The 20,652-nt window shown below is 58.9% G+C and carries 24 protein-coding genes; 11 read left to right on the forward strand and 13 right to left on the reverse strand.

Annotation, left to right across the window (positions count from 1 at the left end):
- Window positions 1–83 precede the first annotated feature (83 nt).
- Window positions 84–1,757, reverse strand: coding sequence for a DEAD/DEAH box helicase (locus tag ACA074_RS19125; protein WP_008088238.1), 1,674 nt, complete (start codon window positions 1,755–1,757; stop codon window positions 84–86).
- Window positions 1,758–2,181: 424 nt separating this feature from the next.
- Here ACA074_RS19125 and ACA074_RS19130 point away from each other — a divergent pair, with 424 nt between their 5' ends.
- The gene (locus ACA074_RS19130) at window positions 2,182–2,973 is read left to right on the forward strand and encodes a crotonase/enoyl-CoA hydratase family protein (RefSeq protein ID WP_497677604.1); all 792 of its coding nucleotides are present in this window, start codon (window positions 2,182–2,184) and stop codon (window positions 2,971–2,973) included.
- 97 nt (window positions 2,974–3,070) lie between these two features.
- Here the strand turns inward: ACA074_RS19130 and ACA074_RS19135 are convergent, their stop codons facing one another.
- On the reverse strand, window positions 3,071–3,826 hold the full coding sequence (locus ACA074_RS19135) for a spermidine synthase (protein ID WP_497677605.1): 756 nt from the start codon (window positions 3,824–3,826) through the stop codon (window positions 3,071–3,073).
- Window positions 3,827–3,977: 151 nt separating this feature from the next.
- Between ACA074_RS19135 and ACA074_RS19140 the strand changes: the two genes are divergently transcribed.
- On the forward strand, window positions 3,978–5,324 hold the full coding sequence (locus ACA074_RS19140; RefSeq protein WP_497677606.1) for a class II 3-deoxy-7-phosphoheptulonate synthase: 1,347 nt from the start codon (window positions 3,978–3,980) through the stop codon (window positions 5,322–5,324).
- Between the two features lie 43 nt (window positions 5,325–5,367).
- On the opposite strand, the gene ACA074_RS19145 is transcribed toward ACA074_RS19140, so the two are convergent.
- Window positions 5,368–6,594: a winged helix-turn-helix domain-containing protein gene (locus tag ACA074_RS19145; protein WP_497677607.1), complete on the reverse strand. Its 1,227-nt coding sequence runs from the start codon at window positions 6,592–6,594 to the stop codon at window positions 5,368–5,370.
- 64 nt (window positions 6,595–6,658) lie between these two features.
- The gene (locus ACA074_RS19150; protein WP_187677670.1) at window positions 6,659–6,880 is read right to left on the reverse strand and encodes a DUF1127 domain-containing protein; all 222 of its coding nucleotides are present in this window, start codon (window positions 6,878–6,880) and stop codon (window positions 6,659–6,661) included.
- 97 nt (window positions 6,881–6,977) lie between these two features.
- On the opposite strand from ACA074_RS19150, the gene ACA074_RS19155 reads away from it, so the two are divergent.
- The gene (locus ACA074_RS19155; protein ID WP_187677831.1) at window positions 6,978–7,832 is read left to right on the forward strand and encodes a LysR substrate-binding domain-containing protein; all 855 of its coding nucleotides are present in this window, start codon (window positions 6,978–6,980) and stop codon (window positions 7,830–7,832) included.
- Here ACA074_RS19155 and ACA074_RS19160 read toward each other — a convergent pair.
- Window positions 7,822–8,568, reverse strand: coding sequence for a sulfite exporter TauE/SafE family protein (locus tag ACA074_RS19160; protein WP_497677608.1), 747 nt, complete (start codon window positions 8,566–8,568; stop codon window positions 7,822–7,824). The two genes, ACA074_RS19155 and ACA074_RS19160, sit on opposite strands and share 11 nt — an antisense overlap.
- Before the next feature lie 113 nt (window positions 8,569–8,681).
- On the opposite strand from ACA074_RS19160, the gene ACA074_RS19165 reads away from it, so the two are divergent.
- The 3 genes from ACA074_RS19165 to ACA074_RS19175 all read left to right on the forward strand — a co-directional run bounded on the left by ACA074_RS19165 (window position 8,682) and on the right by ACA074_RS19175 (window position 10,843).
- Window positions 8,682–9,638, forward strand: coding sequence for a LysR family transcriptional regulator (locus ACA074_RS19165; protein WP_187677672.1), 957 nt, complete (start codon window positions 8,682–8,684; stop codon window positions 9,636–9,638).
- Window positions 9,639–9,711: 73 nt separating this feature from the next.
- Complete coding sequence (locus ACA074_RS19170; protein WP_401271952.1) at window positions 9,712–10,176, forward strand: MarR family winged helix-turn-helix transcriptional regulator; 465 nt, start codon at window positions 9,712–9,714, stop codon at window positions 10,174–10,176.
- Window positions 10,177–10,423: 247 nt separating this feature from the next.
- Window positions 10,424–10,843, forward strand: a complete 420-nt coding sequence (locus tag ACA074_RS19175; RefSeq protein ID WP_187677674.1) for an organic hydroperoxide resistance protein — start codon at window positions 10,424–10,426, stop codon at window positions 10,841–10,843.
- Between the two features lie 74 nt (window positions 10,844–10,917).
- On the opposite strand, the gene ACA074_RS19180 is transcribed toward ACA074_RS19175, so the two are convergent.
- On the reverse strand, window positions 10,918–11,487 hold the full coding sequence (locus tag ACA074_RS19180) for an elongation factor P (protein ID WP_028619992.1): 570 nt from the start codon (window positions 11,485–11,487) through the stop codon (window positions 10,918–10,920).
- Between the two features lie 48 nt (window positions 11,488–11,535).
- Complete coding sequence (gene earP, locus ACA074_RS19185; RefSeq protein WP_497677609.1) at window positions 11,536–12,678, reverse strand: elongation factor P maturation arginine rhamnosyltransferase EarP; 1,143 nt, start codon at window positions 12,676–12,678, stop codon at window positions 11,536–11,538.
- Between the two features lie 125 nt (window positions 12,679–12,803).
- Here earP and ACA074_RS19190 point away from each other — a divergent pair, with 125 nt between their 5' ends.
- Window positions 12,804–13,211, forward strand: coding sequence for a hypothetical protein (locus tag ACA074_RS19190; RefSeq protein ID WP_187677676.1), 408 nt, complete (start codon window positions 12,804–12,806; stop codon window positions 13,209–13,211).
- A 2-nt stretch (window positions 13,212–13,213) separates the two neighbouring features.
- The gene (locus ACA074_RS19195) at window positions 13,214–13,696 is read left to right on the forward strand and encodes a GreA/GreB family elongation factor (RefSeq protein WP_042607891.1); all 483 of its coding nucleotides are present in this window, start codon (window positions 13,214–13,216) and stop codon (window positions 13,694–13,696) included.
- A gap of 9 nt (window positions 13,697–13,705) precedes the next feature.
- On the opposite strand, the gene cysB is transcribed toward ACA074_RS19195, so the two are convergent.
- From cysB to ACA074_RS19220, 5 genes are all read right to left on the reverse strand, one after another.
- The gene (gene cysB / locus ACA074_RS19200) at window positions 13,706–14,680 is read right to left on the reverse strand and encodes an HTH-type transcriptional regulator CysB (protein ID WP_007908591.1); all 975 of its coding nucleotides are present in this window, start codon (window positions 14,678–14,680) and stop codon (window positions 13,706–13,708) included.
- Window positions 14,681–14,793: 113 nt separating this feature from the next.
- Window positions 14,794–15,297: a universal stress protein gene (locus ACA074_RS19205; protein ID WP_187677677.1), complete on the reverse strand. Its 504-nt coding sequence runs from the start codon at window positions 15,295–15,297 to the stop codon at window positions 14,794–14,796.
- A gap of 98 nt (window positions 15,298–15,395) precedes the next feature.
- Entirely contained in the window at window positions 15,396–16,301 is a 906-nt protein-coding gene (locus tag ACA074_RS19210; RefSeq protein ID WP_187677678.1) for a 5'-nucleotidase, read from the reverse strand.
- Between the two features lie 32 nt (window positions 16,302–16,333).
- Complete coding sequence (locus tag ACA074_RS19215; RefSeq protein ID WP_497677610.1) at window positions 16,334–17,287, reverse strand: putative 2-dehydropantoate 2-reductase; 954 nt, start codon at window positions 17,285–17,287, stop codon at window positions 16,334–16,336.
- Window positions 17,288–17,674, reverse strand: a complete 387-nt coding sequence (locus ACA074_RS19220) for a thioredoxin family protein (protein WP_187677680.1) — start codon at window positions 17,672–17,674, stop codon at window positions 17,288–17,290. It lies immediately after the preceding gene.
- On the opposite strand from ACA074_RS19220, the gene ACA074_RS19225 reads away from it, so the two are divergent.
- Window positions 17,673–18,116 (forward strand): PilZ domain-containing protein, encoded by a 444-nt coding sequence (locus tag ACA074_RS19225; protein ID WP_401271956.1) that lies wholly within the window; start codon window positions 17,673–17,675, stop codon window positions 18,114–18,116. The two genes, ACA074_RS19220 and ACA074_RS19225, sit on opposite strands and share 2 nt — an antisense overlap.
- A 130-nt stretch (window positions 18,117–18,246) precedes the next feature.
- Window positions 18,247–19,323 carry a 3-deoxy-7-phosphoheptulonate synthase gene (locus ACA074_RS19230; RefSeq protein ID WP_042560279.1) on the forward strand — a complete coding sequence of 359 codons (1,077 nt, stop codon included), beginning with the start codon at window positions 18,247–18,249 and terminating at the stop codon, window positions 19,321–19,323.
- Between the two features lie 65 nt (window positions 19,324–19,388).
- Here the strand turns inward: ACA074_RS19230 and ACA074_RS19235 are convergent, their stop codons facing one another.
- A complete protein-coding gene (locus tag ACA074_RS19235; protein ID WP_003226804.1) occupies window positions 19,389–19,670 on the reverse strand; it encodes a GNAT family N-acetyltransferase in 282 nt (93 codons plus the stop codon).
- 636 nt (window positions 19,671–20,306) lie between these two features.
- Between ACA074_RS19235 and oprI the strand changes: the two genes are divergently transcribed.
- Window positions 20,307–20,558, forward strand: a complete 252-nt coding sequence (gene oprI, locus ACA074_RS19240) for an outer membrane lipoprotei OprI (protein ID WP_003199355.1) — start codon at window positions 20,307–20,309, stop codon at window positions 20,556–20,558.
- Window positions 20,559–20,652: the final 94 nt, after the last annotated feature.

The raw sequence follows: 20,652 nt of genomic DNA on the forward strand, positions 1-20,652 counted from the left end.
TCTTTTGATCTTTCAAACAGGCAAAAAAAATCCCCGAACCAGTCGGGGATTTTTTATGTTCGATCAATCAGCCCAAGGGCGGATCAATCTTCACGATAGCGACGCAGTTTCAGCTGCTTACCGGCAACGCGAGTGTCCTTCAGCTTGGTCAGGAGTTTGTCCAGACCATCTTCCGGCAGCTCAACGAGGCTGAAGCTGTCACGTACCTGAATGCGACCGATCGCTTCACGGGCCAGACCACCTTCGTTGAGGATGGCGCCCAGCAGGTTCTTGGCGGCGATACCGTCACGCGCACCCAGCGCGGTACGGCAACGAGCACGGCCTTCGCCCAAAGGCATTGGCGCACGACGCTCGCGGTCACCACGATCCGGACGATCACCGGTACGCTCAGGACGGTCGCCACGCGGTGCGTTGTTCGGCACCAGTGGACGTTCCTTCTCGATTGCAGCCAGGTTCAGCGCTTGACCGTTAGTGGCCTTGCGCAGCAGAGCAGCAGCCAGAGCACGCGGGGTGCAGCCGATATCAGCGGTCAGACGATCGAGCAGTTCACCGTGAGTCGATTCGGCATCAGCGACCAGCGGCGACAGGCTGTTGGTCAGTTTCTTGATGCGCGCATCGAGAACAGCCTGAGCGTCCGGCAGACGAACTTCAGCCACTTTCTGACCGGTTACACGCTCGATCACTTGCAGCATGCGGCGCTCACGCGGAGTCACCAGCAGCAGCGCACGACCTTCGCGACCGGCACGACCGGTACGGCCGATACGGTGAACGTAGGATTCCGGATCGTACGGCATGTCCACGTTGAAAACGTGGGTGATGCGCGGAACGTCCAGACCACGAGCAGCAACGTCGGTCGCAACAACGATGTCCAGACGGCCATCCTTGAGCGAGTCGATCACGCGCTCACGCTGGTTCTGGGCGATGTCACCGTTCAGCGCAGCGGCTTTGTAGCCTTTGGCGTCCAGGGCACTGGCCAGATCCAGAGTCGCTTGCTTGGTGCGCACGAACATGATCAGAGCGTCGAAGTCTTCCACTTCCAGCAAGCTGAGAACGGCCGAAGTCTTCTGGTCAGCGTGAACCAACAGGTGAGCCTGTTCGATCGCGGTAACGGTCTGGGTCTTGGTCTGGATCTTGACGTGTTGCGGATCGCGCAGGTGGCGTTCGGCAATGGCGCGGATCGACTGCGGCAGGGTAGCCGAGAACAGAACGGTCTGACGGGTCGCTGGCAGAGCCTTGAAGATGACTTCCAGGTCATCCATGAAGCCCAGCTTCAACATTTCGTCAGCTTCGTCGAGAACCAGGTGGTTCACGGTCGACAGCACTTTCTCGTCGCGACGCAGGTGGTCACACAGACGACCCGGGGTAGCGACAACGATCTGCGCGCCATTACGGATTGCTTTCAGTTGCGGGCCCATCGGCGCGCCGCCGTAAACGGCCACAACGGTGACGCCTGGCATTTGCTTGGCGTAGGTTTCAAAAGCGGTTGCTACTTGCAGCGCCAACTCTCGGGTTGGCGCCAGGATCAGGGCTTGCGGTTCGCGCTTGGCAGGATCGATGCGGTGCAGAATAGGCAGAGCGAACGCGGCGGTTTTACCGGTACCGGTTTGCGCCTGGCCAATCATGTCCTGGCCGGCCATGATGATCGGGATCGATTGCTGCTGAATCGCCGAAGGCTCTTCGTAGCCGGTCGCTGCGACGGCTGCAAGAATATTCGGGTTAAGATTAAAAGCGGCGAATCCGCCGGTTTCCTGGGTCATGGGTCTGCCTCTAAGTGCATCCGCAAAGACCCATGCTCCAAAGCTGCGCATGCCGTGTTGAGACTCAAGAGTCGCCCTGGCAGCTTTGTCGGCGGGGATTTGCGAAAACGTATGAATGAAAAAAAAGAATCGTCCGGGAAGAGCCCGCAATGCGAACGTGCAGCCGAAGCTGACTTCGGGGAATTGCGCTACCTAAACGCGGCCCTGTTAAAGGCCGGCGCGCACTATACCGGATTTCGCCCAAATAGGGAGCTTTTTTTATTGCCTGAATGCGTGTGTCACCGCTGTGTAACGGGGTTTTGCGGATAATCGTGCGAAGGTCTATTTTTCAAAGGCCCGGCCACGCAGGTGATGACGCTTAAACGATTCATCGATCTGCGGCATACCGTCGCTGCACCCGCCCTTCCCGCCCGAGGAGTTATCCATGAATCAGCCCTGCCCCGGCCGCGTCAGCCGTGAACGTCGTGGCCATGTCCACCTGATCGGCCTCGACCGAGCCGCCAAGCGCAATGCTTTCGACCTCGACCTGCTCAATGAGCTGAGCCTGGCGTATGGCGAGTTCGAGGCGGATAGCGAGGCGCGGGTGGCAGTGGTGTTCGGCCATGGCGAACACTTTACCGCCGGCCTGGATCTGGTCAATGCCAGCTCGGCACTTGCCCAAGGCTGGATAGTTCCGACCGGCGGTTGTGATCCGTGGGGTGTTTTCGTCGGCCCACGGGTGAGCAAACCGGTGATTGTCGCGGCACAGGGTTACTGCCTGACCATCGGCATCGAGCTGATGCTGGCCGCTGATATCAACCTTTGCGCGAGCAATACCCGGTTCGCCCAGATGGAAGTGCAGCGTGGGATCTTTCCTTTTGGCGGCGCGACTCTGCGCTTTCATCAGGTAGCCGGTTGGGGCAATGCCATGCGGTGGTTGCTGACCGGAGACGAATTCGATGCACACGATGCCTTGCACCTGGGATTGGTGCAGGAAGTGATGGCCAGCGAGGATCTGCTGCCCCGGGCAATTGAACTGGCCGAACGGATTGCGCAACAGGCGCCGTTAGGGGTGCAGGCGACGTTGATGTCGGCGCGCCAGGCGCGGTATGAAGGTGAGACGGCGGCAGCACAGGGCTTGCCGGCGCTGGTGAAGAAGTTGCTGGCCAGCGAGGATGCCAAGGAAGGTGTACGGTCGCTGGTTGAGCGGCGGCCCGGGGTCTTCAAAGGCATCTGATGAAACGCACCAAATCCTGTAGGAGCTGCCGCAGGTTGCGATCTTTTGACTTTGATTTTTTAAAAGAAGGATCGCAGCCTTCGGCAGCTCCTACTGCTCAAGTCGCGGGACGAATCGCCTTGATCAACGACTGCAACGAATACCCCAACTGCGGCGCCAGCGCTTCAGCCCGGGCAGTCAGCGCCTGCATGTCCAGCGCCTGATCCAGATCCGCTGGCACAATCAGAATCACGTTGCCCTCCTTCACCGGCAATTCCCAGTAATGCCGGTGATAGAGCCCGCGCAACAACGCCGCGCCCAACGGTTTGCCATCATCGGTAGCCCACTGGTTAATCACCAGCCAGCCGCCCGGATTCAAGCGTTTCTGACAGTCGCCGAGAAAACTCCAGGCCAGATGCCCGACACCGGGGCCGACGTCGGTGTAAAGGTCGACGAAGATCAGATCGGCAGGCTCGGCGCTCGGCAGCAATTCAAGGGCATCGCCGACGCGGATGTACAGGCGCGGATCGTCATCCAGGCCAAGATATTCGATGGCCAGACGCGGCACGTCCGGACGCAGTTCGATGGCTTCGACATCTTCCAGCGGCAGAAACTTGAGGCAAGCCTGAGTCAGCGTACCCGCGCCCAATCCGAGGAACAGCGCACTCTCCGGATGCTCGTGGCACAGCGCGCCAATCAGCATCGCCCGGGTGTAGTCGTATTCCAGCCAGCTCGGGTCGGCAGTGAACACGCAGCTCTGCTCGATCGCATCGCCGAACTCCAGAAAGCGGTAATCGGCCACCTCCAGCACGCGAATCACGCCGAACTCGTCCTGTACCTCGGCGAGCAATAGCTCGGCGCGCTCCTCAGTCATTTCGTCTCCTGATGGTCACCGGGCGCGGTGACGCGATGGCACCGCTATGGCACCGTGGCAAAGCGGCGATTGTCGGCGATGGGGCGGGAACAGGTCACGCACTAATTTGCTGATACCATGGCGTTCCGTGCGTAGAACCTTAGAGACCGTGATGAGCCAACCCTGGAGCCCTGACAGCTGGCGCGCCCTGCCGATCCAGCAACAACCCCAATACCCCGACGCCGCGCATCTGCGCCAGGTCGAGCAAACCCTGGCCAGTTATCCGCCGCTGGTGTTTGCCGGCGAAGCGCGGGAGCTGCGTCGTCAGTTTGCCGAGGTGACTCAAGGCCGGGCGTTCCTGCTGCAGGGCGGCGATTGCGCTGAAAGCTTCGCTGAATTCTCAGCAGCCAAGATTCGCGACACGTTTAAGGTGCTGCTGCAAATGGCCATCGTCATGACCTTTGCCGCCGGTTGCCCGGTGGTCAAGGTCGGGCGCATGGCCGGTCAATTCGCCAAGCCGCGTTCGGCCAACGACGAAACCATCGACGGCGTGACCCTGCCGGCCTACCGTGGCGACATCGTCAACGGCATCGGCTTCGACGAAAAGAGTCGCGTGCCGGATCCGGAGCGTCTGCTGCAGTCCTATCACCAGTCCACCGCGACCCTGAACCTGCTGCGCGCCTTCGCCCAGGGCGGTTTTGCCGACCTGCATCAGGTGCACAAGTGGAACCTCGATTTCATCGCCAACTCCGCGCTGGCCGAGAAATACAGCCACCTCGCCGATCGCATCGATGAAACCCTGGCCTTCATGCGCGCCTGCGGCATGGACAGCTCGCCGCAATTGCGCGAAACCAGTTTCTTCACCGCCCACGAAGCGCTGCTGCTCAACTACGAAGAAGCCTTCGTGCGCCGCGACAGCCTGACCAACGATTACTACGATTGCTCGGCGCACATGCTGTGGATCGGCGACCGCACCCGTCAGCTCGACGGTGCTCACGTCGAATTTCTGCGTGGGGTGAACAACCCGATCGGGGTGAAAGTCGGCCCTAGCATGAACCCCGATGATCTGATTCGTCTGATCGACGTGCTCAACCCGAGCAACGATCCGGGGCGTCTGAACCTCATCGCGCGAATGGGCACGAACAAGGTCGGCGATCATTTACCGGCGTTGATCCGCGCTGTGCAGCGTGAAGGCAAGCAGGTGCTGTGGAGTTCCGACCCGATGCACGGCAACACTATCAAGGCCAGCAGCGGCTACAAGACCCGCGACTTTGCGCAGATCCTTGGCGAAGTGAAGCAGTTCTTCCAGGTGCACGAAGCGGAAGGCAGTTACGCCGGCGGGATTCACATCGAGATGACCGGGCAGAATGTCACCGAGTGCATCGGGGGCGCACGGCCGATCACTGAAGATGGCTTGTCGGATCGCTATCACACCCACTGTGATCCGCGGATGAATGCCGATCAGTCGCTGGAATTGGCGTTCCTGATCGCCGAAACACTGAAGCAAGTCCGTCGCTAAACCGCGTCACCTCCTTCGCGAGCAAGCTCGCGAAGGTGTCTGCTCAGTCACCACCGATCTGAGCCAATGCCGCCCGCAACCGCCCCGCACTCTCACGCTTACAATTCAGCTGCACCCTCTCCAACCCCAGCCAGTCCGCCATGCGCCGCAAATTCACCGCCAGCGCCAGCATCCCCTCTTCATCCAGCCCTGATTCCTCTTCATGCACCGCATGCACCGCCAGCCGCCCCGCCGCCCGCTCGGCACGCAGATCCACCCGTGCGGCTATCCGCTCATTGTTCAAAAACGGCAGCACGTAATAGCCGTAAACCCGCTTGTCCTGCGGCGTGTAGATCTCCAGCCGATAGCGAAAATCAAACAACCGCTCGGTGCGACTGCGCTCCCAGATCAACGAATCGAACGGTGACAACAGCGCACTGGCCGGCACTTTGCGCGGGATTTTCGGCTTCGGCAGGCAATAGGCGATTTGCCGCCAATCAGCGACTTCGCAGGACTGCAATTGTCCGGCCTCAACCAACTCGGCCAGACGCGGACGCGCATCAGCCGGATTCAGACGAAAGTAATCACGCAGATCCTTTTCAGTGCCTACGCCCAGCGCCTGCGCCGCATGCAGTAATAACCCGCGCTGAGCCTCAGCCTCATCAGGCAAAGGCTGCTGCAGGATCGCCGAAGGAATCACCCGCTCAGGCAAATCATACAAACGCTCAAAGCCCCGTCGCCCGGCCACCGTCACTTCACCAGCGGCGAACAACCATTCCAGCGCATGCTTTTCCGCACTCCAGTCCCACCACTGTCCGGGCTTGTCTTCACGGGTCGACAAACTGCCTGCGCCCAATGCCCCACGCTCTTGGACCGCATTCAGAACCCGGCGAATGACATCCTGCTGCTCAAGACCAAACTTCGCCAGTTGCTGATAGATGTCCTTACCTTGCCTGGCCCGCTGCATGCGCCAACCCAGCAACGGATACATCGACAGCGGTAGTAACGACGCCTCATGCCCCCAGTATTCAAAAAGCGTACGACGACGCCCCGAACTCCAGGCGGCCTGGTCGAGCAAGTCAGAAGAATAGGAACCCAGACGGGAAAACAGCGGCAGGTAGTGCGAGCGCACCACGGCGTTGACGGAATCGATTTGCAGCAGGCCCAGCCGTTCGATCAGCCGGTTGACGTGCGGCGCCTTGACGGTCGGCGGCTGGCGCCCGTTGAACCCTTGGGCAGCCAGCACCAGACGTCGCGCCTGTTTAAGGGAAAAGGACAGTGTCGCGGGCATGAGCATCTCCTTGTCTGCTCGCAACCTACCTCAGTCCAGAAGTGTTTGTGTAGCAATGGCCTCATCATTTATGCATCGGATCGTCCCAGAACGGCCGCACTGACTCGTGCTCGACGTCGGCACGACTGACCCCGATGTCTTTCAGCGCTTCGTCGCTCAGACTGGCAAGCAACTCTCGTTCACGGTGCAGTTCGTACCAGCGGCTAAACTTGTGCAGCAGGTCCGAAACCATATGGCCATGGCCGGAAAACGCTTCTTCACCTACAGACTCTCTTTGACCTTTCATCGTCTTGACCTCCGTTGTGGATGGCTCAAGTCTCGCGCCGGCGCTAAGATCAATCCAACGAATGTTTCTGATGGCATGCATCACGGAGATTCATCAATTGTCGGCCTACCCCAGTATCGATACCGATGTACTGCGCACCTTTGTCGCAATTGCCGATCAGGGCGGTTTCACCCGCGCTGGAGAGATGGTCAACCGCACGCAATCGGCGGTGAGCATGCAGATGAAACGTCTGGAAGAAGACGTGCTGCAGCGCCAGTTGTTCGAGCGTGACGGCCGGCAGGTTCGCCTGACCGCCGAAGGCCAGGTGCTGCTCGGTTACGCGCGGCGCATCCTCAAGCTGCACAGCGAAGTGTTCAACACTCTGCGCGAGCCGCACATGGTCGGCACCGTGCGCATCGGCACGCCGGATGATTACGTGATGCGTTTTCTGCCAGGGATCCTGTCGCGATTTGCGCAGTTCTATCCGCTGATCCAGATCGAAGTGCATTGCGAATCGACCAAACAGTTGTTGCAGCGCACCGATCTTGATCTGTCGATCGTCACCCGCGAACCCGGTAACGAGATCGGCCAGTTACTGCGCAAAGAACGGTTTGTCTGGGCTGAAGCGCAAAACTTCAGCGCCCATGAGCAGACGCCGCTGCCGCTAGCGATGTTCAACAGTGATTGTTTCTGCCGCTTGTGGGCCTGCAATGCGCTGGACGCAATGGGTCGCGATTACCGCATCGCCTACAACAGCACCAGTCTGTCGGCGCTGATGGCGGTGGTGAGCGCGGGTCTGGCGATCACCGCGCAACTGGAAAGCCTGATCACCCCGGACATGCGCATTCTGGGAGCCAACGAGGATCTGCCGCTGTTGCCCGAGGCCAGCATCATGCTCATCCGCAACTTGAACAATCCGTCGCCGATCACTGAATGCCTCGCCGAGCACATCGTCGAAGGCTTCAAACTTTAAAGGCAAGCATCACCGCGCACAGCACCAGAAACCCGCAGAACAGCCCACGCAGGAGTTTTTCCGGCATCGCGTGGGCAACTTTCACGCCCCAACTGATGCTGGCCAGACCGCCGATGGCCAGCGGCAGACCAATCATCCAGTCCACTTCGTGGTGCACCGCGTAGGTCACCAGCGTCACGCCTGTGCTCGGCAGTGCCAGCGCCAGCGACAAGCCTTGGGCGACCACCTGAGTAGTGCCGAACAGGCTGGTGAGTACGGGCGTCGCCACGACTGCCCCGCCGACACCAAACAACCCGCCCATGGTCCCGGACGCCGCACCGAGTACACCCAGCCACGGCCAGGAATAACGCATCTCGGACGTTGGCGCCGGGCGCTTGCCGAACATCTTCAGCAAGTTATAGGCGGACAATACGACCAGGAACGCGACAAACCCGATACGCATGGTTTGCGCATCGATGCCCACGGCCCAGATCGAACCGATCCACGCGAAGCAGAACCCCATCACCGCCAGCGGCAACGCATGACGCAGTTCGATGCGATTGCGCTGGTGATAACGCCACAGCGCCAGCATCACGTTCGGCACCACCATCACCAGCGCTGTGCCTTGAGCGATCTGCTGATCAAGGCCGAACCAGACGCCGAGCAATGGAATCGCGATCAAGCCACCGCCGATGCCGAAGATGCCACCGAGCGTGCCGAGGGCGGCGCCGAACAGCAGGTACAACAAAAACTCCATCACAGTCGAATTCCTCTTACGTCAGGCGAAACATCCTACGCAGTCGCGGCTGGCGGGGAAACGCATAGCAACGCACAATGGCTATGCCGAATTCGCACAAGCATTGAACCGACATGAATCCCAACCAATTGACCGATCAACTCGGATTGTTTCTCGATGTGCTGGAGAGTGGCAGCTTTTCCGCCGCCTCACGCCGTCATCCGCTGACGCCGTCGGCGGTTGCCCGGCGCATCGATAGCCTGGAAAGCGCGGTGGGCAGCCAGTTGTTCATTCGCAGCACGCATGCCGTACGCGCCACGCCGGCAGGTCTGGCCTTTGCCGAACGGGCGCGGCGGATCGTTGCCGAACTGCAACTGGCCCGCGCCGAAGCGGTGTCGCTGAGCAGTGCGCCGGAAGGTTTGATTCGCATCGATGCGCCGGCTGCATTCGGGCGCCGACACTTGGCACCGGTGATTGCCGACTTTCTGGTGTTGTATCCGGGGCTCGACGTGCAGTTGCACCTGATCGACAGTTTCGTCGACATGCACGGCTCGAATCTGGGCAAAGTCGATCTGGTGCTGCGTGCCGGACAAATGGCCGATACCCGACTGGTCGCCACCCCGTTGGCGAGCATGGTGCGCATCGCTTGCGCCAGTCCCGACTACCTCAAGCGTCGCGGTGTACCGAATCATCCTGCGCAGTTGAGCGAACATGACGGTCTGGATTGGGACGGTCTCGCCCCACCCTTTGCGTGGCGTTTCGAACAGGACGGGCAGATGCAATTACACCGCCCGGCGCGCATCCGCATGAGCGCCAATAACGCCGAGGCTCTGGTGTGCGGTGCATTGGCGGGGCTGGGCATCGCGCACCTGCCAACCTGGTTGGCCAGCGAATACCTGCTGCGCGGCGAATTGTTGCCGCTGTTTTGTGAAAATGGCCTGCCACGACCCGAATCCACCGGCATCTACGCCTTGCGGATGGAGCAGCAGACCCACTCGCGCAGCCGTTTATTGCTGGAGTATCTCAAGACCCGCTTCAGCCCGGTGCCACCCTGGGATCTGGCGCTGCAACGGGACTTGGGCCGGCACTAGGTTTCAGAGAATTATCTGGCGCATTAAAGATTCGAGCGCTAGATTCATGAGCATCATTGATCAAGGTTTACACATGAGCACCGAACGCAACACCCCAGACCACTGCGAAGACCTGTTGCTGGATAATCAGGCCTGCTTCGCATTGCATTCCACTTCGCTGATGCTGACCAAGGTCTACAAGCCGCTTTTGCAAGCGCTGGGCCTGACCTATCCGCAGTATCTGGCGATGATGGTGTTGTGGGAGAAGGATGGTTTGACGGTGGGAGAAATCAGCACGCGACTGTTGACTGATCCCGGCTCCCTAACGCCGTTGCTCAAACGTCTGGAAGGTGAAGGCTTGTTGAGCCGGACCCGCAGTCGTGAGGATGAGCGCGTGGTGATTGTTGAATTGACTGCGAAAGGCCGAGCACTCAAGGAAAAGGCCAAAACCGTTCCGCAATGCATTCTCGGTGCCAGCGGCTTTACCCTTGAGCGCCTGCAAAATCTGCAGGCTGAGCTGCAAGTGCTGCGCAGTCATCTGCAAGACAGCCTTATCTAGAACCCAAGGGATCTCTTTTTCTACCGAGATTTTGCCCGACCTGAACATTTTTTGCTGTCGGCTTTTGACCCTTCAACCTCTCTAGATCAATACATCCAGCGCGCTGAATCCCTCCACTTCGGCGCGCTCCTTCACTTTCCTTAAAAAATTATATTGCGCACTAAATATTTGCGGACTATATTCACCTCGAACTTACTTAGCGCGCAAACAGTTAGCGCAATCAATGACACTAAACGAGGCCCACACCATGCAAACTCTCTACACCGCAATCGCAACCTCCACCGGCGGCCGTGACGGTCGTGCGATCTCCAGTGACAACGTCCTCGACGTCAAACTCGCCACCCCGAAAGAACTCGGTGGTGCTGGCGGCGCAGCGACCAACCCTGAGCAACTGTTTGCTGCCGGTTATTCGGCCTGCTTCATCGGCGCGCTGAAATTCGTAGCCAGCCAGACCAAGCGCAAAATCCCGGACGACGCGGCGATCACCGCTCACGTTGGTATCGGCCAGATCCCTGGTGGTTTCGGTCTGGACATCGACCTGCACATCAGCCTGCCAGGTCTTGAACAAGCCGACGCGCAAAGCCTGGTCGACGCTGCCCACCAGGTCTGCCCGTACTCCAACGCCACCCGTGGCAATGTCGATGTACGTCTGCACGTCACCGTGTAAATAAAGCAAAAAATCGCAGGCACAAAAAAGCCCGACTCAATGGTCGGGCTTTTTCTTTCCGCAAAAAGCAGTGCTTATTTGGCACGGCCTTTGTAGGAACCGCCTTCGCGGGTGTCGATTTCGATCTTGTCACCGATTTCGATGAAGTCAGCAACTTGCAGCTCGGTACCGTTGCTCAGCTTGGCTGGCTTCATGACCTTGCCGGAAGTGTCGCCGCGAGCCGAACCTTCGGTGTAGTCAACTACGCGCACGATGGTGGTCGGCAGCTCTACGGAAACCAGACGTTCTTCGAAGAAGATCGCTTCGCAAACATCGGTCATGCCTTCTTCAACGAAAGGCAGAACAGCTTCGATGTCTTCAGCGTTCAGCTCGTACATGGTGTAGTCAGTGGTGTCCATGAACGTGTAGGTGTCGCCGCTGATGAAGGACAGGGTCGCTTCTTTGCGGTCGAGGATTACGTCGTCCAGTTTGTCGTCGGCGCTGTAAACGATCTCGGTCTTGTAACCGGTCAGCAGGTTTTTCAGCTTGGTCTTCATGATCGCGCTGTTACGGCCCGACTTGGTGAATTCAGCTTTCTGAACCAGCCAAGGATCGTTTTCGAGACGGATCACGGTACCGGGTTTCAGTTCTTTACCAGTTTTCATTGCGAATATCCGAATTTGGATGGGATTTACAAAAATCTAGGCCGCGTATCATATCCAATTTAGGTAAAACTGTACCAGCGCCGCGGCAAGATCGGCTTGCAAGCCCTGTTCCAGACACCATGCTTCTGCATTTTTCTGCAGTTGCGGCCAGTGCTTTCGGGCCGCTAGCCAGTGCTCGCCGATCGGCTGGCCGGCACTCCAGGCGCGCCACAGACCGTTCATCGCCTCGGCAGCAGCCGGTGAAAGTCCCTTTGTATAGAGCGCGAGGAAGGCATCGAGCTTGTCCAGATGAATGTCTTCGTCCTGCTGATAGATGTGCCAGAGCATCGGCCGCCCGGCCCACTGCGCCCGGACAAACGAATCCTCGCCGCGCACCGCGTTGAAATCGCAACACCAGAGCAAATGATCGTACTGATCCTGACGGACGAACGGCAACACCTGCACGGTCAGCGCCTGACGGATATGGATCGCCCCGACAGAGAGGGTCTCAACACCGAGCCATCGCGCGACGTCGCCGAGAATCCGCCCTTCCGGCACCAGCAACTGAGTCGGTGTGGCGTCTGCTGCCAACACGTCCAGCCAACTGGCCAGCCCGGCGTTCTCGTAGGCAAACAGGGAAATCAACTGGGCGTCAGGCGCGCGTTCAATCCCCAGACCTTGCAGGAATTGTCGCTGCGCTGCGGCATCCCGTTGAAACTGCTGACGCTGTGCAAGCAATCCTCGTTCACGCAGCAGCCCACCGGTGCCTGGCTGGAAGCCCGGAAAGAAGAAGATTTTCTGCACCGATTTGTACTTCACCGACGGCAGGCCGTGGCAGCCGGTGACCCAGTCTTCGGCACTCAAATAGTCGAGGTTCATCCATAGCGGCGGCTTTTCGCGCTCGGCCATGGCGTCCATGTAAGCACTCGGCAGTTGGCAGGCAAACGCGGCAATCACCACGTCGGCGGCGTCAGCATGGAGCCACTCGCTCGGCCAGTGGCGTACCTCGACGCCCTGCTGCCATTGCTGCGCTGCGCTGACGTCGATTTCCGGACAAATGCGCTCGAACGCGCGCAGATCATCGACCCACAGCCGCACCGTCAGCGAATGCTCGGCGACCAGTTGCCGGGCCAGACGCCAGGTCACGCCGATGTCGCCATAGTTGTCGACCACAGTGCAAAAAATATCCCAGCGGGTTTTCAGTGGCGGCATTCAAGACTCCCCGTTGGCAAAAGCAGCGATTGTCCGCATAAATGACGTCGTGCAGAAGAGCCGACGGCGATTAATCTTCGTGCGACAATCGCCACTTGCCCGTACCCATCCGCCAGGAGGCAGCCATGCCCTACCGTCCTAACCCGCGTCGCCCCTTGCCTGTTCAGCTTAGCGCGTTGCATTTGACCGGCAGCATTGCCCTGGGCATGTGGCTGGGCTTCCTCGCGATTGCGCTGACATGCTGGCTACTCTCGCGTTTTATGTTCAACGAACAACTCGCGCCGGTTGCCCAGGCGGTGCAGCAACTGGCCAATCCGCCAGCAGTGCAAGCCGTTCCGGAGATACCGCCGCAGAGCCCTCTGTTCGATCAGTACGAAGAAAACCTGCGCAAGAACGAGCAGCAGAATCGTCTGGATCAGGCGCGTAGCAGCAACCGCAATCAGTCGAACCCGAAATGCCAGTTCTGGCTGCAACAGGACCAAACCGCGCCAAGCGAAAAGAGCCGCGCCAACGTTTTACAATTCTGCGATTGATCATGAACAAGCACAGCGTCCACCAATTGATTCTCGACAAATTGCGCATCGACCTCGATATCGCCGAACGTGCGGCACAAACCGCTTACGAAACCGCGACCCACGAAGAGAACATCGCCGAAAACAAGTACGACACCCTTGGGCTGGAAGCTTCGTATCTGGCGGCCGGGCAAGCGAAACGCGTCGAGGAAATTCGTCAGTCGCTGGCGCTGTGCCAGAACCTGACACTGCGTGCCTATGACGAAAACCGAGGAATTGAGGTCGGCGCCCTGCTCGGCCTGGAAGACGAAAAGGGTCGTGAGCAATGGCTGTTTCTGGCGCCGGATGCGGCGGGCTTGAAGGTCGACGTGGTCGGCCAGCCGATTACCGTCATCACCCCGCGCTCGCCGCTGGGCAAAAGTCTGCTGGGCAAGTTCGAAGGTGATGAGGTGGAGATTCTGGTGGCGGGCACCCGGCAACAGTTTGCTGTCACCGAGGTGCTCTGAAGCAGGGACTTAGTGGACTGGCAGTTCGACGCCGTCGAACAGTTCTTCCAGCTCTTGCTTGTTGTGGCACTGAATGGCTTTGGCCATCACTTCGCGGGTCAGGTGCGGCGCGAACTTCTCAATGAAGTCGCACATGAAACCACGCAGGAAGGTGCCACGACGGAAACCGATCTTGGTGATGCTCGATTCGAACAGCTCGCTGGCATCCAGCACCACCAGATCGTTGTCGAGTTTGGTATCGACGGCCATTTTCGCCACGATGCCCACACCCAGACCCAAGCGCACATAGGTTTTGATCACGTCGGCGTCGGCAGCGGTGAACACCACTTTCGGCGTCAGGCCACGGTGGCTGAATGCTTCGTCGAGTTTCGAGCGGCCGGTGAAACCGAACACGTAAGTCACGATCGGGTATTCGGCCAGAGCTTCGAGGGTCAGCTTCGGCAGCTTGGTCAGCGGGTGGCCCTGGGGCACAACCACGCAGCGGTTCCAGCGGTAGCACGGCATCATCACCAGATCGCCGAACAGCTCAAGCGCTTCGGTGGCGATGGCGAAATCGACGGTGCCGTCAGCGGCCATTTCGGCGATCTGCATCGGCGAACCCTGGTGCATGTGCAGCGCCACGTCAGGGTATTGCTTGATGAAATTGCTGATCACCGGCGGCAACGCATAACGCGCCTGGGTGTGAGTCGTGGCAATCGACAGCGTACCTTTCTTCTCGTTGGAGAATTCCTGGGCGATCTGCTTGATGCTTTCGACCTTGCGCAGAATCTCACCGGCAGTGGTGATGATGCGCTCGCCGGCTGGCGTGACGCGGGTCAGGTGCTTGCCGCTGCGGGCAAACACTTCAACGCCGAGCTCATCTTCCAACAGACGGATTTGTTTACTGATGCCCGGTTGCGAGGTGTAAAGGCTTTGGGCTGTAGCGGAAACGTTGAGGTCGTGGTGCGCCACTTCCCAGATGTAGCGCAATTGTTGAAGCTTCATATGTATCCCTCAAAGCAGGTAGACGCCACGGGCATCAGCGACGGTATATAACTATATTAATGGTTTGAAGAATAAATCTAGAACTTTTTTGTCAAAGCGCCATTATTCCTGCCTCAGCGATCCTCCCGGCGCCGACGCTCCACCAGCGGCACCAGATAAACCGGCACCTTGGCCAATTGCAGTACCCGCGCCGCCGTGCGCCCCAAGGGTGTTTCCGCGCCTACCCCGTGGCTGTGACTTCCTACGATCAGCAAATCGACAGAGAGTTTCTGCGCCTGGTCGAGAATCACCTGCGAAGGATCGCCCTGTAGCACGCGCACCGCGCAAATCCGCTGCAGATCCTGCTCGCCCTCCTCGCCCAGTTCTTCACGAAAACTGTCGAGCACCCGCTGCTCGATATTGGCGATGACAGTTTTCAGACCCTGGCTGTGGAATTCGTTCAACGCCTGCTCGTCGAGATAACTCTGCAACACAGATTCGGCAAACAGCCCCATTGGTTCCACCGCATGCACTACATATAAGTCGGCATCGAACGTTCGCGCCAAGGCCAGGGCATGCTGCATCACAAACGGCGCGTACAGACCGAGGTCAGTGGCATACAGCATCGAACGAATCATATGACCTCCTCGCAAGCCAACATGGCGGAGATTTGATTCAGCTTAGCAGTGCCTTGGCGAGTACGACGTGTGACGCAACGTCTTGAAGCACAGGGCCTTTAGATCGATGGTTCGTTGCTGATGCCGTGTGGCACATGGCCGGTTGCAACCACTTCGCGGGCAAGCTCGCAGTGGCCGGCCTGATCGTCAAAGAACACGTCGGCGGCAAACGCTTCGAGAAACGCCGATTTGGTCAGGCCGCCGAGAAACAGGGATTCATCGAGACGGATATCCCACTCGCGCAGCGTGCGGATGACTCGTTCATGGGCCGGAGCCGAACGAGCGGTCACCAGCGCGGTACGGATCGGGCAGTCATCGTCGGGGAATTCGCGTTGCAGCAGATTGAGCGCCGCCAGGAAGCCCTTGAATGGCCCACCGCGCAATGGCTCACGCGCCGATTCGCGCTCCTTGGCCTGGAACGCTTCCAACCCGCCTGACTGATAGACGCGCTCCGACTCGTCGGAAAAGATCACCGCGTCACCGTCGAAGGCGATGCGCAGTTCGTCGCTGGCCGCACGGCTGGCGCCCCCGGACAAAATGGTCGCGGCGGCGAAGCCGGCATCCAGCGCCGCGCGAACGTCCTCGGCATGGGTGGAGAGAAACAGGTCGCAACCAAACGCCTTCAGATAGGGATAAGGACTGCGCCCGCCGACAAACGCCGCGCGGGAAATCGCCAGGCCGTAATGATGAATCGAATTGAACACGCGCAACCCGGTGTCGGCGCTGTTGCGTGACACCAGAATCACCTCGACCCGCGCGCGGCCGAGGCGACTGTTCAGGCTCAAGAGTTTTTCCACCAGTGGAAAGGCGTCACCGGGCGCGAGGATCTCGTCTTCGTGCTCGATCTGGTATTGCCGGTAGGCTTCGACGCCGCTCGACAGGTAGACCTTGTGGCTCTCGCTCAGGTCGAACAAGGCGCGCGACGAAATCGCCAGCACCAGTTTGTCATCGATGTTCTTGGCCATGCCTTCCCCCGCCCCCACAACAAAAAACCGACTTAAACGTTACGTCGGTCGATAAAACTCAAATTGCGATACAGCGCCTCGATGCGCGGCAGCTCACAGCCTGCCTCTCTCGCCGCCACCAGTGGTCGGGCATAAATCGCCTCCAGCTCCAGCGGTCGCTTATGCAGAAAGTCGTGGTACATGCTCGGCCAGTAGTCGGGCATTTTCTCGGTCATCATGAACAGGTACTCGGCATAACCGGGCAGGATCTCGTGACCGCAAGCCCGCGCGCCCTGCACCACTTCGGCCATAAGCGCCTGGATCAATGCGCGACTGTCGTCGTCGGCCATCAGTGGCGTAGTGCTGGCGCCGAGTAACACCGAGAGACCGTTGTAGGGAATATTCCAGACCAGTTTCTGCCAGCGTGCCTGATGTAGATTGGGCATTGCCTGGGAGTCGATACCCGCGGCACGGAACAGTCCGGCGCCCTCTTCGACCAACGCCATGCGCGCCGCGTCATCGACTGCCGGGCCGCTGTGATAACCGACGTTTACTGCGCCGAGGGCTTGGTGGGTAATCTGCCCGGGCCCGTCGCGATGCACGCAGACCAGGCACAGACCACCCAACACATGCAGGGACTCAGGCAACAACTCACGCAGACTGTCCTCGACGTCCAGACCATTTTGCAGCACCAGCACTTTCGCATCGGGCCTGGCCGCTTGAATGATCGCCGGAGCGAGGCCTACCGAACTGGTGGTCTTGGCACCGACCAGCAGCCAGTCGCACTTGGGCATGTCTTCAGCAGCAGAATAGGCCTGCACCGGATTCAGCATCAGCTTGCCGTGCACCGCGCTGTCCACCTGCAAGCCGCGCTCGGCCACAGCCGAAAACTCACTGCGCAACAGAAAGTGCACATCGAATCCGGCGCGTGCCAGCATCAATCCGTAGAACCCGCCGATGGCGCCAGTACCGATGATCCCCACTAGCGGTTTGTTGATTGTTCCCATTTATGGCAATTCCTCTGCAATTCGACCCAGCGCCTGCGCCAGCGAAGCGTTCAGCTCTTCGGCCGTAAGGCGCGTATGCAATGCCCCAAAGAACTCACCGTCGCGCACCACAAACAGCGCCGGCAAATGAAAGACCTGGTAACGCTCCACCAGCCCGCCGTTGTCACTGGCGTCGATCCAGCACAGCCGATCCACCGCCAAGTCGAAACCGGGCAATACCTCACGGGCATAGCGGCAACTGGCGCAGCCGACGCTGGTGAAAATCACCAGAGAAACGCCACTCATCGCCAGCAGCCGCTGGTCGGCGTCGAAATCGGTCAGTTCGGATTCGACCACTATACTGGGGGAAACAATGTCAAATGGCCGACACAGGGAGTCTGTGCTCATGGGACGTTTCATTCCTCATCCGGACGAAGTGCCGGTTGAATTAACCTTACTCAAGCCTGAGTGTATTTCCAGGCAACGGCTGCACACTATCAGCCTCGGCGGGATCGCTTGCAATTACCACCGTGCCTGGCGCCACGGTACGGCCCTGCAAGTGCGCATGCCGACGCTCAATGCCGACATCTGTTTTCCGGGGTACGTGGCGTGGTGTTTGCGCCGCAAAAAAGGCTATCTGCTGGGTATCGCCTTCACCGACGAACAAACGCTGTTCAGCGCGCGAATGGGTGAGCAGGTGTGTCAGATCGAACGCTACTGCCGCATGAACGACACCCACGACGACCTGCAGGATATTCAGGCGCTGGCCCTGCAATGGGTCGAACAGCACGCCGACGAGTTCTCCCAGGACAGCGTTCGCAAGGCTTTTGCCCAGCCAGTGCTGGATTAAAGCGGCGTTTGCCCATTGTCGAGCAGCGCCTGACGCGCTAAGGTTCCGTTCCCCCGACGCGCTAAAATCTGCTGTGCTCCGCCGCGCGGGGATCGCTGGCGGCCGGCACCCGTGACCTGACGAGTAAACGATGGCTGATTTACCGATCAACGACCTAAACGTCGCCTCTAACGAGACCCTGATCACTCCCGATCAGCTCAAGCGTGATATTCCTCTGAGCGACGCTGCCCTGCGCACCGTCACCAAGGGCCGCGAAGTCATTCGCAACATTCTTGATGGCACCGACCACCGTCTGTTCGTAGTGATCGGTCCGTGCTCGATCCACGACATCAAGGCTGCCCACGAATACGCCGAGCGCCTGAAGGTGCTGGCTGCGGAAGTCTCCGATACCTTGTATCTGGTCATGCGCGTGTATTTCGAAAAGCCGCGCACCACTGTCGGCTGGAAAGGTCTGATCAACGATCCGTATCTGGACGACTCCTTCAAAATTCAGGACGGTCTGCACATCGGTCGCCAGTTGCTGCTGGACCTGGCGGAAAAAGGCCTGCCGACCGCTACCGAAGCCCTCGACCCGATCTCCCCGCAGTATCTGCAGGACCTGATCAGCTGGTCGGCTATCGGCGCGCGCACCACCGAATCCCAGACTCACCGTGAGATGGCTTCCGGCCTGTCCTCGGCAGTCGGTTTCAAGAACGGCACCGATGGCGGTCTGACTGTGGCGATCAACGCCTTGCAGTCGGTTTCCAGCCCGCACCGTTTCCTCGGCATCAACCAGGAAGGTGGCGTGTCGATCGTCACCACCAAAGGCAACGCCTACGGTCACGTAGTGCTGCGCGGTGGCAATGGCAAGCCGAACTACGATTCGGTCAGCGTTGCCCTGTGCGAGCAGGCGTTGAACAAGGCGAAGATCAAGCCGAACATCATGGTCGATTGCAGCCACGCCAACTCCAACAAGGACCCGGCCCTGCAACCGCTGGTGATGGAGAACGTCGCCAACCAGATCCTCGAAGGCAACCAGTCGATCATCGGCCTGATGGTCGAGAGCCACTTGAACTGGGGCTGCCAGGCGATTCCAAAAGACCTCGCCGATCTGCAATACGGCGTGTCGATCACCGATGCTTGCATCGACTGGTCCGCCACCGAAAACACCTTGCGCAGCATGCACGCCAAGCTCAAGGATGTTCTGCCAAAACGCCAGCGCAGTTGATACGCGGTTTACAGGCATAAAAAAACGCCGGGCATTGCCCGGCGTTTTTGTGTGTGGCGTATGGCTCAGATCTTCGCGGCGCGACGCTGATGACGCTCCATGTAGCGCTCGACGTAGGAGCACGATGGAATCACCGTGTAGCCCATTTCTTCGGCGTATTGCAGCGCGCTTTCGGTCAGCGCTGCGGCAATACCACGGCCGCGCAGGGCGTTGGGCACAAACGTGCGATAGATGTCCAGGGTCTGTTTCCCCAGATCCATATAGGTCAGGTAGGCACGATGACCGTCCACATTGGTCTCGAACTGATGACCAGCCTGGTCATGGTGGATGGACAACGCCTCGCTCATCACTACTCCTCGCGGGTCTTGAATTCTGACCCCTACCTTACCGATGTTTTTCCGGCGAAGGAACATCTACGCCACCCCGTGCCTGTCGGACACCGAGAAGAGACACACCGATCTCGCACAACCGAGCACGTAATAAATAGTAGGCACCATTGGCGAAATTGCTCAAGGTGCGCTCGTCATCACGCTCAAAGACCGGGGTTGCTCCGATGGACGCAGGGTGGCTGGGGGAGAAGATCTCCCCGGCCGACTACCTGAACATTGCCGGATGTTGAGACTTAAGACGTGCGACCTTTTTTAAAGTCACCTCAACATGGACAAAGATAAGCGAAGCAGCACACAAATCCGGAACAAAAGTATGGACGAAGTCATATAGACAGACTTTAGCCACTACCTGCAATACAGCACGAGACACCGGGAACTTTTTCTCAATAACTCGCTCTGCGCGGGGCTTGCAGCTGGATACTTTTTAAACAGCTCAGTTAAAAGTTGCTCGAAAAAGAATCAACGCCTACAATTTTTTTTGCTTCTTGCCTTACGTCAGTTTACTTACTACAAGTAATGGGTAGTATGTACGCCGGCTATTTCCTCAATCGGAGGAGACAGCCACTTAATTGAAAGTCCTTGAAGGGGAACACGATGAACAACGTTCTGAAATTCTCTGCTCTGGCTCTGGCCGCAGTTCTGGCTACCGGTTGCAGCAGCGCATCGAAAGAAACCGAAGCACGTCTGACCGCTACTGAAGACGCAGCTGCTCGCTCCCAGGCTCGTGCAGACGAAGCTTACCGTAAAGCTGATGAAGCTCTGGCTGCTGCTCAAAAAGCACAACAGACTGCTGACGAAGCTAACGAGCGTGCTCTGCGCATGCTGGACAAAGCTAGCCGCAAGTAATAATCCCTCGGGATTGTTATCAAGCCGACCCATTTTTTGGGTCGGCTTTTTTGTGCCCGACGCTTTTGTCCGGGCATAAAAAAACCCGCCGATG

Source organism: Pseudomonas sp. LBUM1655 (assembly GCF_059716085.1).

Coding starts and splice junctions, on each gene's coding strand:
- ACA074_RS19125 (WP_008088238.1), bottom strand. CDS start 1,757: ATGACCCAGGAAACCGGCGGATTCGCCGCTTTTAATCTTAACCCGAAT.
- ACA074_RS19130 (WP_497677604.1), top strand. CDS start 2,182: ATGAATCAGCCCTGCCCCGGCCGCGTCAGCCGTGAACGTCGTGGCCAT.
- ACA074_RS19135 (WP_497677605.1), bottom strand. CDS start 3,826: ATGACTGAGGAGCGCGCCGAGCTATTGCTCGCCGAGGTACAGGACGAG.
- ACA074_RS19140 (WP_497677606.1), top strand. CDS start 3,978: ATGAGCCAACCCTGGAGCCCTGACAGCTGGCGCGCCCTGCCGATCCAG.
- ACA074_RS19145 (WP_497677607.1), bottom strand. CDS start 6,594: ATGCCCGCGACACTGTCCTTTTCCCTTAAACAGGCGCGACGTCTGGTG.
- ACA074_RS19150 (WP_187677670.1), bottom strand. CDS start 6,880: ATGAAAGGTCAAAGAGAGTCTGTAGGTGAAGAAGCGTTTTCCGGCCAT.
- ACA074_RS19160 (WP_497677608.1), bottom strand. CDS start 8,568: ATGGAGTTTTTGTTGTACCTGCTGTTCGGCGCCGCCCTCGGCACGCTC.
- ACA074_RS19165 (WP_187677672.1), top strand. CDS start 8,682: ATGAATCCCAACCAATTGACCGATCAACTCGGATTGTTTCTCGATGTG.
- ACA074_RS19170 (WP_401271952.1), top strand. CDS start 9,712: ATGAGCACCGAACGCAACACCCCAGACCACTGCGAAGACCTGTTGCTG.
- ACA074_RS19175 (WP_187677674.1), top strand. CDS start 10,424: ATGCAAACTCTCTACACCGCAATCGCAACCTCCACCGGCGGCCGTGAC.
- ACA074_RS19180 (WP_028619992.1), bottom strand. CDS start 11,487: ATGAAAACTGGTAAAGAACTGAAACCCGGTACCGTGATCCGTCTCGAA.
- earP (WP_497677609.1), bottom strand. CDS start 12,678: ATGCCGCCACTGAAAACCCGCTGGGATATTTTTTGCACTGTGGTCGAC.
- ACA074_RS19190 (WP_187677676.1), top strand. CDS start 12,804: ATGCCCTACCGTCCTAACCCGCGTCGCCCCTTGCCTGTTCAGCTTAGC.
- ACA074_RS19195 (WP_042607891.1), top strand. CDS start 13,214: ATGAACAAGCACAGCGTCCACCAATTGATTCTCGACAAATTGCGCATC.
- cysB (WP_007908591.1), bottom strand. CDS start 14,680: ATGAAGCTTCAACAATTGCGCTACATCTGGGAAGTGGCGCACCACGAC.
- ACA074_RS19205 (WP_187677677.1), bottom strand. CDS start 15,297: ATGATTCGTTCGATGCTGTATGCCACTGACCTCGGTCTGTACGCGCCG.
- ACA074_RS19210 (WP_187677678.1), bottom strand. CDS start 16,301: ATGGCCAAGAACATCGATGACAAACTGGTGCTGGCGATTTCGTCGCGC.
- ACA074_RS19215 (WP_497677610.1), bottom strand. CDS start 17,287: ATGGGAACAATCAACAAACCGCTAGTGGGGATCATCGGTACTGGCGCC.
- ACA074_RS19225 (WP_401271956.1), top strand. CDS start 17,673: ATGGGACGTTTCATTCCTCATCCGGACGAAGTGCCGGTTGAATTAACC.
- ACA074_RS19220 (WP_187677680.1), bottom strand. CDS start 17,674: ATGAGCACAGACTCCCTGTGTCGGCCATTTGACATTGTTTCCCCCAGT.
- ACA074_RS19230 (WP_042560279.1), top strand. CDS start 18,247: ATGGCTGATTTACCGATCAACGACCTAAACGTCGCCTCTAACGAGACC.
- ACA074_RS19235 (WP_003226804.1), bottom strand. CDS start 19,670: ATGAGCGAGGCGTTGTCCATCCACCATGACCAGGCTGGTCATCAGTTC.
- oprI (WP_003199355.1), top strand. CDS start 20,307: ATGAACAACGTTCTGAAATTCTCTGCTCTGGCTCTGGCCGCAGTTCTG.